Raw genomic sequence first — 11,928 nt, forward strand, 5'->3', positions numbered from 1 at the left:
TCGGTGTTCCCTGGCTCCTCGACGAGGTGCACGGAACACTCAACTTGGCCCCATTACACTGTTCGCAGTGTTGCCTGACGTCGAGTACCCCGCCACGGACGAACCCCGCATGCTTGCGGGGCGATACCGTGTGGGCGAGCTCATCGGCCGTGGCGGCATGGCCGACGTGCACAAGGGTGTCGACATCCGTTTGGGGCGCACGGTCGCGATCAAGCTCCTGAAGCCTTCACTGGCGACGGACCCGGCGTTCCGCACCCGTTTCCGGCAGGAGGCGCAGGCCGCGGCGCGCATGGCGCATCCGACGATCGTCCGCGTGTTCGACGCCGGTGAAGAGACCGTGCGCGACTCGATGGGCAACGAGGTGCAGGCGCCGTTCATCGTGATGGAGTACGTCGACGGCGTGCTGCTGCGCGACATCCTTCGCAACGGCCCGCTCGACCCGGCGGAGGCGGCGCGCATCGCATCCGGGCTCCTCACCGCGCTCGAGTACTCGCACCGCGCAGGCGTCGTGCACCGCGACATCAAGCCCGGCAACATCATGGTCACCCGTGCCGGCCAGGTGAAGGTGATGGACTTCGGCATCGCCAGGGCCATCAGCGACTCATCGGCCACGGTCGCCCAGACCACGGCCATCCTCGGCACCGCCAGCTACTTCTCGCCCGAGCAGGCGAAGGGCGAGACGGTGGATGCCCGCACCGACCTGTACTCGACGGGGGTGGTGCTCTTCGAGATGCTCGCCGGTCGCCCGCCGTTCCGCGGGGACACCGCCGTCGCTGTCGCCTACCAGCACGTGAGCGAACAGCCGGTCAAGCCGAGCAGCGTGAACCCCAAGGTGTCGCCGGCATACGACATGGTCGTCATGCGCGCGCTCGCGAAGGACCGCTTCCAGCGCTACCAGAGCGCTGCGGAGTTCCGGGACGACCTCGAGCTCGCGGCATCCGGCAAGGTACCGGTGCACAAGAAGCGCGGCGACGCGTTCGACGCGGCACTCTTCGGCGAGACCGTCACGAGCCCGACCCCGACCGAGGCGGCGCTGCGTCAACTGGCCGACGACGACCAGGTGGTGCGCACCCAGAGTCGGCCACCGGTGCTGTGGATCTGGGCCGGGGTGCTCAGCGTCGCCGTCATCATCGCGGCGCTCCTGCTCTGGGTCTTCAACCAGACCCCGACGCAGCACCTCGCCGATAACGCGGCCAAGGTGCCGGTGGTGGCCGGAATGACGGTCAAGGAGGCGACGGATGCCCTCCGCAAGGTCAAACTCGACCCCACGTTCAGCGACGAGTCCAGCACGACCGTGCCGAAGGGCAAGGTCATCGGCACCAACCCCAGCTCAGGCGTCATCGCCAGCAAGGGCGACAGCGTGACGGTCTACGTCTCCAGCGGGGCGAAGCCCGTGCAGGTGCCAACGGATGTCGCAGGCAAGTCGATCGCGGACGCCCAGAAGGAGCTCCAAGACCTCGGCTTCAAGATGGGGCAGATCACGCAGCAGAACTCTGCCACCGTGCCGGCGAACGTGGTGATCAGCACCGATCCCGCGGTCGGTTCGACGGCCCACGACGGCGACACGATCAACTTCGTAGTGTCCAACGGGCAGGTGACGCTGCCCGACCTGACGGGCAAGAGCGTGCAGCAGGCGACGGCCATCCTGCAGGATCCCAAGCTCGGGCTCGTACCCGACGCCGAGGCCGATCCTTCGTGCAAGACGCAGACCGGCGCTCCCGTCAACCACCAGGACCAGGCCCCCGGCCCTGTCGCCCAGGGCTCGACGATCAAGTTCACGTACTGCACTGGGTGAGTTTTGTGTGCCTCCGGCGTACCGCGGTTGGCCGTGCTGTGGTTGCGTGCGGCGCCGTACACGCCGCCGCCTTGCAGAGCGTCCTACGTTGGCCGCCGCGCGGCTTGTCCCTGGCTCGGCCGCCTACGACAGGCCGGGCCTTACGTAGGCTCGCGGCCGGCGTCAGCCGGCGGCCAGCAGAGGGTCCAGGGTGCGGGCGCGCTCCGTCGCGGACTCGAGGCCCGCGACGGCCAGCCAGTTGCCGAGCATCCGGTAGCCGTCCTGGGTGAGCACCGACTCGGGATGGAACTGCACACCGAAGATCGGGGCGTCGCGGTGGCGAAGCCCCATGATCACGCCGCCCGGAGTGCGTGCGGTCACGATGAGCTGCTCGGGGACCGTGTCGTCGACGACGGCGAGCGAGTGGTAGCGCGTTGCCGTGAAGCCCTGCCGCACGCCGTCATAGAACGAGGATCCGTCGTGCTCCACGACCGATGTCTTGCCGTGCATCAGCTCCTCGGCGGTGGTCACCGTTGCTCCGAACGCCTCGGCGATTGCCTGGTGGCCGAGGCACACGCCCAGCAGCGGGATTCCGGATGCCAGTGCCGCCTTCACTGCGTCGATGGACACGCCAGCGTCCGCCGGCGTTCCGGGCCCGGGCGACAGCAGCACGGCGTCGTAGTCCTCCAGCGCCTGCTGCACGTCTTCCGAGCGAATGGCGTCATTGCGCACCACGTCGGTCTGCGCACCCAGTTCGCGCAGATATCCGTTCAGCGTGTAGACGAAACTGTCGTAGTTGTCGATCACGAGCACTCGGGTCATGTCGCAACCGTCCCTTCTTCATTGCCCTGCAAAAGACTATCGACCCACGGGAAGACCCACGTGACCAGGCAATAGAGCACGACCGCCGCCAGAACCACCAGAATGAGGATGCGCACCCAGACCGGCCCGGGCAGAACACGCCACAGTGCGCCGTACATCAGCCGCCTCCCACTTCGGATGCGATCGCCGCCGGCGGCCCCGCGGAGGGCGGCTGCCACGATTCGAAGAGGCCGAACGCCGCGATGCGCTCCTGCGCGTGATACGGCGGGTTGCACGTCGTCATCGTGATGTAGCGATCGGATGCCTGCGCACCCTTCACCTGCGGCACCGAGTACAGCACCTGGATGGCGGTCGGCGGGATGTACTCCAGGTTGCGGAACCGGTACGTGTAGTAGCCGTCCTTGGTCTGGATGTAGATGGCATCGCCGACCTGCAGCTTCGACACGTCGATGAACGTGTTGCCGTACCCGGTGTCGTGCGCGGCGATGGCGAAATTGCCGACCTCGCCGGGCATCGCCGTTCCCGGGTAGTGTCCTACGCCGGCGTCGTAACTGTTCAGAACCGACTCGACGTCGACGGTCTCGCGGATGGTCCGCTTCCAGTCGGCTCCGAACCGCGGCACGTAGATGACGGCGAACGGTTGTGCAGCGCCGGGCGCCTTCATCACCGGTGGTGGGCCGTAGTCGATGGTCTTCGTGCCGCCTGCCGTGTTAGTCGGGGTCGCGACCGGGGTCGGCGTGGGAGTCGGAGCATCCTTCGCCTCGTCGAGGAACTTCTTGCTCTGCTGCGCAGCAGCGCTGTTCTGCTGCGCGGCGAGCACGCTCGACTGCCACCAGGTCTGCCATCCGATGAAGAGCAGCACGAGCACGCCGGCGGTGACGAGCAGCTCGCCGATCACTCCGACGACCGACACCTTGTGACGTGGCTTCGCCCTGGTCGCAGGATGCCTGCGCCCGGCGGAGTCCTCGCGGTCGGTCACGAGTCGGGATTCTAATGGCGCGCGCTCTGCTCGGACCGAGAAGTACTCACCGTCATTTCCCGCTCACCGGAATCCCGATCGTCTCCCCGGTAAGATAGCGGCACTATGGCTTCCAAGACCCGCACCAAGCGTTCCTCCCGACCGGCCAACGAAGCCCGGTCGAACGACGACGCACCGAACCCGGTATGGTTCCTGCCGGTCATGCTCGGCTTCATGATCATCGGCTTGCTCTGGATCGTGGTGTTCTACGTCAGTGGCAGCCAGTACCCGATCCCGCAGCTGGGCGCCTGGAACATCCTCATCGGCTTCGCCATCGCATTCGTGGGCTTCCTGATGACGACCCGGTGGCGCTGACGCAATCGCCTCTAGACGGTCGTTTGATTACACCGGTGTAATTATCCCCCTGTGGGTAAGCCTGTGGATAACTCCCGTGCAAAGGTGGAGCATCACGCGCCCGCGAACACGTGCCAGCTTCCGACGAGCACCAGGAGCACGGCCAGCACGATGAGCAGAACCACCTGAAGCGCACGCCGCGAACGCGCCCTCGTCTGCGTGTAGATGAGCCCGACCAGCGCTCCGCCGACGAGGCCGCCGACGTGCGCCTGCCAGGCGATGCTGAACCCGGGCAGAAAGCTGATCACGAGGTTGATGCCGACGAGCACCAGCAGCTGGGTGATCGGCCCACCCAGGTGGCGCTGGATGATCAGCAACGCCGCCATCATGCCGAAGATCGCGCCGGATGCGCCGACCACCGGCTGCACCGGAGAGTCGAGCAGGTAGACACCGACCGACCCGGCGATGGCGCTCAGCACGAAGAGCACGCCGTATCGCACACGGCCGAGCATCGGCTCGAGCACGATGCCGAAGATCCACAGCGTGTACATGTTGAGCGCGATGTGCAGAATGTTGGCGTGCACGAACGCCGTCGTGATCATGCGCCACGGCTCGAACGAGGCGAGCACAGCGCCCTGGGAGGTCTGCACGACCGCGCCGTTCGGGTATCCGTAGATCCCGGCGTACCAGAGGGACGACGTCACCGGCCCGTTGCCCAGCCCCGTCACCCACTGCGCGATGAACACCAGGATGCAGATACCGATGATGACGTACGTGACGGTCGGCTGCCTCGGACCCGTGAACCGGGTGAGGAACGCCGACTTGGTCCGGGGTGCCGTCGCACGCTGCTGCCTCATGCACTCCGGGCAGATGAACCCGACCGGCGCCGGGGTCTGGCATTCGCCACAGATGGCGCGCCCGCAGCGCTGGCAGCGCACGTAGGTGGGCCGGTTCGGATGCCGGTAGCAGGCGAGCGCAGACGGCTCTCCTGGTGAGGTCGGTTGCGACACGCTGTGCTCGGCGAAGGTTGGTTGCGGGCGGGCGCGGGCGGCCTACGCCTGCTCGACGGTGATCGACTCGATCACAACGTCGTCCAACGGACGATCGCGGGCATCCGTGGGAACACCGGCGAGCTTGTCGACGATGCGCCGGGAATCGTCGTCGGCCACCTCGCCGAAGATGGTGTGCTTGCCCTGGAGCCATGTGGTCGGTCCGACGGTGATGAAGAACTGCGAGCCGTTGGTGCCGCGGCCGCCCTGGATGCCCGCGTTGGCCATGGCGAGCATGTACGGCTGCGTGAAGTCGAGGTCGGGGCTGATCTCGTCGTCGAAGCGGTAGCCGGGGCCGCCGGTACCGGTACCGAGCGGGTCGCCGCCCTGAATCATGAAGCCGGGGATGATGCGGTGGAAGATGACGCCGTCATAGAGGTTGTCCGACCGCGACTCGCCCGTGCTGGGATCCGTCCACTCCTGCTCGCCGGTGGCGAGACCGACGAAGTTGCGCACCGTCTTCGGTGCGTGGTTGCCGTACAGATTGACGGCGATGTCGCCGTAGTTGGTGTGCAGAGTGGCCACCGCGGTGTGCTTCGACATGCGCCCAATTCTTGCATAGCGGTTGTGTCCACCCCCTGGCCGCCGAGGGTTTCGGTGGCAAGATGGAGGAACTGCAAGTACGACCGGGTGGAGGAACCGTGAGTCTGTCACGCAAGCGCCAGAAGGAACTCAACCGGCTTCGCGCTGAAGCCCTCGATCTCTGGGACGCGCAGCAGGAGGTGTTGGGCCGCGCGAACTCGGTGGCTCAGAAGGCCGGCCAGCAAGCCGCGAACTACACCCGTGAAGAGGTGGCCCCTCGTGTTCGCGAGGGTTACGACCAGTACGTGCGTCCGGTCACGCGTGCGGCGGGCGACGTGATCGGCAACACCGTCATCCCGGCCGTCGGTACGGTTCTCGGAACCGCCCTGAGCGTCGCGGATGTCGCGCACGACACCAGGGTTCAGGCTGCCGTGAAGCGCCTGCAGGGCGCGAAGCGCGAACTCACCAAGCCGGCGAAGTCTGGCCCGGGATTCGGGACCTACCTCGCGCTCGCCCTCGGCGCCGCCGCACTGATCGGCGTCGTCTATGCCGTGTGGCAGACCTTCCGCGCAGACGACGAGCTGTGGGTCGCCGAAGACGACTCCACCGAGCCGCCCATCGTCGAGTAGCTTCCCGTCACTCGATCAGCCCGGCGAAGCGAAGACCGATCTCGACGAGCGAGACCTTTCGCAACGCCGGGATCTCGTCGAGCCGGAACCAGCGCGCCTCGTCGGTTGAGCCATCCGCCTCGTTGGTGAGCATGCCCGCGACCACGTGAGCGCGGTACACGATGCGCAGCGCCTGAAGCGCGCCGAGACCCGAGTTGCGCTGGTCCTCGGGGATGACGTGCGAGTGCACGCCGATCAGCTCGTCGAGCTCAGCGTCGTACCCGGTCTCCTCGCGCACCTCGCGCACGGCGGCATCCGCCGGGTCCTCTCCGGCCTCGAGTCCGCCGCCCGGGAGCGTCCAGCCGCTTCGCCCGTGCTCGTTCCAGTGCGCGAGCAGCACCCGGGAGCCGTCGGCGATGACGGCATACGCGGCGACCCGGATGTCCATGCAGACACCCTACGTCCGCTGAATCCGACGGCTGTGCCGCGGCCTTCTATTCCGCGGCCGGCGGTGCCGTCCACTGAAGCGCGCCGTTGCGGATGTCCGTGAGCACCTCGGCCAGCCACGCAGCTTCGGCGTCGAGCATCCGGATTCGATACTCGTCCTCCAGCAGGTAGACGCGGTCGACCGTCGCCCTCGACAACTGCGAGCGCTGCGCCTCTCGTTCCGCGTCGATCGCCACCGACCTCTGCGAGATCAGGCGGGTTGCCGTCTCGGGGCTGACCATCGTCAGCACCGAGAGCGCTGCAGGGAATCGCGGGAACTCGTCGGGGGTGCCGGTGATCAGAGCGGACAGCCAGTCGACGGCGGCACGCCGACCCTCCTCGGTGATGGCGTAGACGCGTCGCTCCGGGTAGTTGTCGGCCGTTTCGGGTTGTTCGATCTGCTCGACCAGGCCGTTGTCTGCGAGCCGGGCGATGGTCTGGTGCAGGCTCGTGCGCTGCCGCACGTTCACGACCTTGTCCTTGCCGCGATCCCTGATCAGCTTCTGCATCCGATAGACGTGCATCGGCTCTTCGAGCAGCATGGCCAGCACGATCAGGCCCAGGCCGGAGGGACGCAGAGACGCGGTACGCGTTCCCGCCTCATCGACACCTGCCATGCTGCTCTCCTCGCCTCGCCTCAGCGGATGCTCATCACCCGCTCCACGGCCTTCCGGACGGACTCCGCGTCGGCCTGTGCTTCGTCCGCCAGCCAGGCCACATACCCGTCGGGTCGGATCAGGGCGACGACGGCATCCGCCGGAAGAACATCGCGGCCCACCCGCTGCACCAAGACATCGTGCGGACCCATGGCTGGTTCCAACTCGTCGGTATCGGCGACCGTGGCAAGTACGAATCTACTGCCCGTCAGATCGAGGATGCTCGTGCGCTGCTCCTCGTCGATCCAGCGGTGGGGCATCCGGGCGCCTGGTTCGGCGACGTCCGCAACAGCACCGGCGAAGGGAACCTCCGCTGCCCCGCCGAGAATCGCAGCCGACCGGTACCGCTGACCGAAGGTGCACACGATGTCGTCGACATCGTCATCGAGTCCGCCGCCGAATCGAGCAGCCTGCCGCCGGACCGTGAGATCGGCCAGCGCGAGGGCGACCGGCCGGCGCTCGTCCTCGTACGTGTCCAGAAGGCCCGGGTCCGCGCGCCCATCCAGCACCGCGGCGAGTTTCCACGCCAGGTTGTGCGCGTCCTGGATGCCGGAGTTCGCTCCCATCGCGCCCGCCGGCGGCCAAACGTGCGCTGCGTCGCCGACGAGGAACGCACATCCCTGTCGGTATCGGTCCGCCACGCCGACGGCCTGCTGCCACGGGGTCACGTCGACGATGCCGACCTCTCGTTCGGGATCGCCGAGGGCGGCACGGATGATGGCGGCGCACTTCTCCGCGTCGAAGGACGACAGCGGAGTGGTCGCGGGGTCGTACGTCACGCCGATGCTCCACCGCCCGGGACGAGCCGTTGTCGTCAGCGACGCGAAACCCAGTTCCTCGTTGAGCACGATCCAGAACAGGGCGCGTCTCTCGACGAGGTCGTCCAGGTCGGCGTCGAAGACGATGCTCACCCAGTCCTGTACGGCGGTCGTCCCGACTCGACGGATACCCAGCAGGTCGCGGATCCCGCTCGCATATCCGTCCGCGGCGATGAGATAGTCGCACCGCACTCGCCGTGACGTGCCGTCATCCAGCCTTCGTAGGGTTGCCGTCGCACCGTTCTCGCCGACCTCGATGTGCTCGGCGACGGTGCCTCGCTCGATGATGGCACCGAGTTCGCGTGCTCGGCGGGTCAGCACCGGCTCGACCGTGTTCTGGTCCGCCATCACGAATGTCGAGGGGCTGACCGTGGCCAGACGCGAGTCGGGCTCGGGGTCGAACAGCCAGTCCCATGCGCCGGCGAGCGTCGCACAGCGAGCGACGCCTGCATCACCGGCGAACGGTGCTGACAAGGCCTCCACCTCCTTGTGGATGCCGAGCGTGCGGTACAACTCCATCGTCCGTTGGTTCACGCCCCGCGCCCGTCCTTGCACGCTCGGCCCGTCGTGGCGATCCACCGCGATGGCCCGCACTCCGTTCTGCGCAAGGAAGAGCGCCGCGGCCGTGCCAGCGTACCCGCCGCCGACGATCAGCACGGGCGTGTGCGTGGTCGCGGCATCCACTTCAATGTTCATCTGCTCGTTCATGATGATAGTTATAACATCACTAGTGCGAGCATGACTAGTCCGGCTCCTGACTCCAGTCGCCGCGGCCTGCGCTGATGTGACTGATGCGCAGGCCACTCGCCGGTCCCGCCGGGAAGTGCCGGAGGCTCACTCGGAGGTCTTGTGGCGGCACCTCGTACCCGATCCGTCGTGTGAGGGCGCGGACGGCCGTGCGCATGAGCTCGATGGTCACGGGTTCACCGGCACAGCGGTGATCTTCGAGATAGTGACCACCGCCCTGCGGGATGAGCGAGTAGGGGTCGCCCTGCCAGTCTCGGAAACGCTCGGGACGGAAGCGATTCGGTTCGGGCCAGAGGCGCGGATCATGGTTCGTGCCATACAGGTCGAGCAGCACCCAATCGCCACGTGAGAATGCGTTCCCTCGCCAGTCGACGGCCCTGCGGGCTCGTACGCCCATCAGCGGAAAGAATGGCGCGTGGCGGCGCACCTCATTGACGAAGTTCGTGAGGTCGCTCTCGTCACCGTCGGCGAATGTCGCTCGCCAGCGAGGCACAGCGTGCAGGCACAGCGCAGCGAACACGATGAACCGCGCGATCGCCACTACGGGGCGAAGAATGTTCAGAAGCTCCACCGTCGCCACATCGATGGGGAGCATTCGGCCTTCGAGGTCGGTGTGAGTGGCGACGCGAGCGATAGCGGACGTCTCGTCCACCGCGATCTCGCCGTTTCGCACCCCTCGGATCACCTCGTTCCCCCAGCGTTCGGCGCTTCTGCGCACGAGCTGAGCCGCCCAGTTGCGCGGGCCGAATCGTCCGGCATTCTCCACGAGCGTGCCGAACTGGAACGCCCGAAGCGCGGGATCGGCAGCCACGAGTTCGAACCCGGCCCAGCGCAGAGCGGTCCGCGTGAGCACACGCTGAAGCTCGTCGAGCAGCACGATGCTCTCGGCGGAACACCATCGGTCGACGGCGGTGTCCCATTCTGTCCGGAAGATCGACTGCATCCTGCCTCGCTCCGGCGGCTCGAGCAGCTCGAGGAACATGCGCTTGCGGTGCCGGTGCTCCGCGCCCTCCAGAGTCTGCGAGCTGCCCGCATCCTGCAAGAGATGCGTTGCGGTGGGCGGTATCGCCCAGTGCCGATCGAATCGACCTCCCGACCAGAAGAAGTGCGACGCGTCCGTGCCCAGCATGAAGGTCACCGGTCTTCCGCCGAGCCGTGTGTGGAAGGCATCGGCACCCAGGCGCCTGCAGCGCCGTGAAGCGAACGTGTAGCCCTCGGCGAGCAACGCGAGCGTGCTGTCGAAACCGGGAAGGGTGGGAATGGCATCCGCTGCGGTCATCAGCACCGTCGACACGTCGACCGCCCCGTCGGACAGGGGTTGCACGAACCGTTGTGGCGGAAGCTGCATGAACGACTACAGGTGTGGAGCCTAGGAGAATCGAACTCCTGACTTCCTGCTTGCAAATTGGCGGAAGTAGCATTTTGCACCTATCGATGACTCCGAGTGTCCCCGGTATTTCGCGGATTTTCGGGACACCGTGACACACCGCAACACAGCGATGTGTATACCAATGTGTATAGATGTGAGACTCTCTACTCGTGCCCAAATCACGTTCGCATGGCGATGGAGCGCTATATGAGACGATGCACCAAGGACGCCCGGTGTGGCGAGGTGTGATCGACGTCGGCTTCACCGACGACGGCCGTCGCAAGCAGCGTGCCGTGCAGGGAAAGACGAAGTCGGAAGTACAAGCCAAGCTCGCACGAATGAAGCGTGAGCGAGACAGCCTCGGCAGGGTGCTGGACCGCGCAACCCGCTTCGAAGACGCCGCCGCGGCATGGTTGGAAGAGGTTGCGCAGTCCACCCGGCCGAAGACATTCAGCAACTACCGGTCGCAACTGCGGGTGAACGTGATTCCTGCTTTGGGTCGAAAGGTCGCTGCGGATCTGACGCCGGGAGATATCCGGCGGATGCATTCGGCGATTCGGGCCCGTGGCGGAGGTGACTCGAACGTGGCGGCCGCGCACCGAGTGGCCGTGTCCGTGTTGGAGTGGTGCCGCCGGGAGAGAATGATCGGCGAGAACGTCGCCTCGTTGATGCCACCGAAGCGGACCAAGGCGGGCAAAGCGAAAGGATCCCTGACTCGGGAGGAAGCCCGCGCCCTGCTCGAGCTAGAGGATCCCCGGTGGACGTTGAGCCTGCTCACCGGCATGCGTTCCGGGGAAGCGCTCGGATTACGCATCAAAGAACTCGACTTCGAGAACGCGCGTGCGTGGGTGAGCTGGGAACGCACTGATGCGGTGTTCCGGCACGGCTGCGGTAGCCCCACAGGAAGAAAGGACGATAAAGGCCGTCCCGCGTACCCGTGTGGCCGCCGGAGCGCCGGCACCTGCCCACTTCGGGAGTTCGACCTGGCCAGTGATCTGGAGTTCGAGCGATTGGAGGGTCGGCATGTTCTGGTCCGACCGAAGAACCAGATCGCCCGGGAAGTCCCGCTTCGGCCGGAACTGATTGATCAGCTCCGAGCGCACCTGGCTGCAGACGAGACGAACCCGCACGGCCTGGTGTGGCACCGACCCGACGGCGTCCCGTTGACCAACTCCGAGGACAACGCCGCACTACGGGCGGCGCTGCGGCGGGCGGGCATTGACCGGCCCACTGCGAGCACGCACTGGCTGCGGCACTCCTACACGACCTTGGCTGAGCATGCTGGGATCCCTCATGCCGCGTACGCCGGAGTCAGCGGGCATAACTCCACGCAAGCGTCCGACCCGTATCGGCACGCTCTCACCGCCGAAGGCCGTCACGCAGTCGACACCCTCGCGGAATGGCTTCGAAGCTAAAGGCAAGCTGCCGACGGACCCGGGCAAGGCATCCCGGTCCGTCGGCAGCCTAGGCTCGAGTGTTCAAAGATGCGGCAGGTGCTCGGGCCTGGTCGGCAACCGCTCGACGAAGCGCTCGAGGTCGGTGACGAGGTAGAGCGGCTTGGTGCCGGAGAAGTGCGGTGTCACATCCCCGAGCCTCACATGCTGGCGGAGCCGAGTGGGACTGAGCCCGAGCGCTTCCGCGGCGGTGTTGTGATCCATTGCCACCGCCGTGATCGGCCGGTCCTTCGGCTCCCCTGCCTGCCCGCTCATGACCGACCCCCAAAGGAGTACGACCGGGGCGGCAGCTGGTGTCCCGCCGTCACGGG

General features: G+C 66.6%; 14 protein-coding genes. 4 read left to right on the forward strand and 10 right to left on the reverse strand.

What is annotated here, in order from left to right; all coding sequences use genetic code 11:
* The first annotated feature begins 67 nt into the window (after positions 1-67).
* Positions 68-1,795 (forward strand): Stk1 family PASTA domain-containing Ser/Thr kinase, encoded by a 1,728-nt coding sequence (gene pknB / locus ACTHNC_RS06830; protein ID WP_440293844.1) that lies wholly within the window; start codon positions 68-70, stop codon positions 1,793-1,795.
* A gap of 162 nt (positions 1,796-1,957) precedes the next feature.
* Here pknB and ACTHNC_RS06835 read toward each other — a convergent pair whose 3' ends face one another.
* Genes ACTHNC_RS06835 through ACTHNC_RS06845 form a run of 3 tightly spaced genes read right to left on the reverse strand, consistent with a single transcriptional unit; the run spans position 1,958 to position 3,575 of the window.
* Positions 1,958-2,596 carry an anthranilate synthase component II gene (locus tag ACTHNC_RS06835; protein WP_440293845.1) on the reverse strand — a complete coding sequence of 213 codons (639 nt, stop codon included), beginning with the start codon at positions 2,594-2,596 and terminating at the stop codon, positions 1,958-1,960.
* A complete protein-coding gene (locus ACTHNC_RS06840) occupies positions 2,593-2,754 on the reverse strand; it encodes a hypothetical protein (RefSeq protein WP_440293846.1) in 162 nt (53 codons plus the stop codon). Before ACTHNC_RS06840 ends, ACTHNC_RS06835 begins: the two co-directional genes overlap by 4 nt.
* Positions 2,754-3,575, reverse strand: a complete 822-nt coding sequence (locus ACTHNC_RS06845) for a class E sortase (protein WP_440293847.1) — start codon at positions 3,573-3,575, stop codon at positions 2,754-2,756. Before ACTHNC_RS06845 ends, ACTHNC_RS06840 begins: the two co-directional genes overlap by 1 nt.
* 105 nt (positions 3,576-3,680) lie before the next feature.
* On the opposite strand from ACTHNC_RS06845, the gene ACTHNC_RS06850 reads away from it, so the two are divergent.
* Entirely contained in the window at positions 3,681-3,929 is a 249-nt protein-coding gene (locus ACTHNC_RS06850; protein WP_440293848.1) for a cell division protein CrgA, read from the forward strand.
* Between the two features lie 92 nt (positions 3,930-4,021).
* Here ACTHNC_RS06850 and ACTHNC_RS06855 read toward each other — a convergent pair whose 3' ends face one another.
* Complete coding sequence (locus ACTHNC_RS06855; protein WP_440293849.1) at positions 4,022-4,765, reverse strand: rhomboid family intramembrane serine protease; 744 nt, start codon at positions 4,763-4,765, stop codon at positions 4,022-4,024.
* Positions 4,766-4,960: 195 nt separating this feature from the next.
* Positions 4,961-5,500 (reverse strand): peptidylprolyl isomerase, encoded by a 540-nt coding sequence (locus ACTHNC_RS06860; RefSeq protein WP_440293850.1) that lies wholly within the window; start codon positions 5,498-5,500, stop codon positions 4,961-4,963.
* Positions 5,501-5,598: 98 nt separating this feature from the next.
* Between ACTHNC_RS06860 and ACTHNC_RS06865 the strand changes: the two genes are divergently transcribed.
* Positions 5,599-6,108 carry a DNA helicase gene (locus ACTHNC_RS06865; RefSeq protein ID WP_440293851.1) on the forward strand — a complete coding sequence of 170 codons (510 nt, stop codon included), beginning with the start codon at positions 5,599-5,601 and terminating at the stop codon, positions 6,106-6,108.
* Between the two features lie 7 nt (positions 6,109-6,115).
* On the opposite strand, the gene ACTHNC_RS06870 is transcribed toward ACTHNC_RS06865, so the two are convergent.
* The 4 genes from ACTHNC_RS06870 to ACTHNC_RS06885 are packed head-to-tail and all read right to left on the reverse strand — an operon-like array spanning position 6,116 to position 10,142.
* Positions 6,116-6,535, reverse strand: a complete 420-nt coding sequence (locus ACTHNC_RS06870) for an NUDIX hydrolase (protein ID WP_440293852.1) — start codon at positions 6,533-6,535, stop codon at positions 6,116-6,118.
* Between the two features lie 46 nt (positions 6,536-6,581).
* A complete protein-coding gene (locus ACTHNC_RS06875; protein ID WP_440293853.1) occupies positions 6,582-7,190 on the reverse strand; it encodes a PadR family transcriptional regulator in 609 nt (202 codons plus the stop codon).
* Between the two features lie 20 nt (positions 7,191-7,210).
* Positions 7,211-8,755, reverse strand: a complete 1,545-nt coding sequence (locus tag ACTHNC_RS06880) for an FAD-dependent monooxygenase (RefSeq protein WP_440293854.1) — start codon at positions 8,753-8,755, stop codon at positions 7,211-7,213.
* A 34-nt stretch (positions 8,756-8,789) separates the two neighbouring features.
* Positions 8,790-10,142 (reverse strand): cytochrome P450, encoded by a 1,353-nt coding sequence (locus tag ACTHNC_RS06885; RefSeq protein WP_440293855.1) that lies wholly within the window; start codon positions 10,140-10,142, stop codon positions 8,790-8,792.
* 266 nt (positions 10,143-10,408) lie between these two features.
* On the opposite strand from ACTHNC_RS06885, the gene ACTHNC_RS06890 reads away from it, so the two are divergent.
* Positions 10,409-11,578 carry a tyrosine-type recombinase/integrase gene (locus ACTHNC_RS06890; protein WP_440293856.1) on the forward strand — a complete coding sequence of 390 codons (1,170 nt, stop codon included), beginning with the start codon at positions 10,409-10,411 and terminating at the stop codon, positions 11,576-11,578.
* Positions 11,579-11,641: 63 nt separating this feature from the next.
* Here ACTHNC_RS06890 and ACTHNC_RS06895 read toward each other — a convergent pair.
* A partial coding sequence (locus ACTHNC_RS06895; RefSeq protein ID WP_440293857.1) for a hypothetical protein occupies positions 11,642-11,928 on the reverse strand: 287 nt, incomplete at its 5' end.

Source organism: Humibacter sp., assembly GCF_051954055.1.
GTDB lineage: Bacteria > Actinomycetota > Actinomycetes > Actinomycetales > Microbacteriaceae > Humibacter.

Bases quoted from the DNA above. Each gene is read 5' to 3' on its own strand.
- ACTHNC_RS06835 (WP_440293845.1), bottom strand. From the start codon at position 2,596: ATGACCCGAGTGCTCGTGATCGACAACTACGACAGTTTCGTCTACACG.
- ACTHNC_RS06840 (WP_440293846.1), bottom strand. From the start codon at position 2,754: ATGTACGGCGCACTGTGGCGTGTTCTGCCCGGGCCGGTCTGGGTGCGC.
- ACTHNC_RS06850 (WP_440293848.1), top strand. From the start codon at position 3,681: ATGGCTTCCAAGACCCGCACCAAGCGTTCCTCCCGACCGGCCAACGAA.
- ACTHNC_RS06855 (WP_440293849.1), bottom strand. From the start codon at position 4,765: ATGAGGCAGCAGCGTGCGACGGCACCCCGGACCAAGTCGGCGTTCCTC.
- ACTHNC_RS06860 (WP_440293850.1), bottom strand. From the start codon at position 5,500: ATGTCGAAGCACACCGCGGTGGCCACTCTGCACACCAACTACGGCGAC.
- ACTHNC_RS06870 (WP_440293852.1), bottom strand. From the start codon at position 6,535: ATGGACATCCGGGTCGCCGCGTATGCCGTCATCGCCGACGGCTCCCGG.
- ACTHNC_RS06875 (WP_440293853.1), bottom strand. From the start codon at position 7,190: ATGGCAGGTGTCGATGAGGCGGGAACGCGTACCGCGTCTCTGCGTCCC.
- ACTHNC_RS06880 (WP_440293854.1), bottom strand. From the start codon at position 8,755: ATGAACGAGCAGATGAACATTGAAGTGGATGCCGCGACCACGCACACG.
- ACTHNC_RS06885 (WP_440293855.1), bottom strand. From the start codon at position 10,142: ATGCAGCTTCCGCCACAACGGTTCGTGCAACCCCTGTCCGACGGGGCG.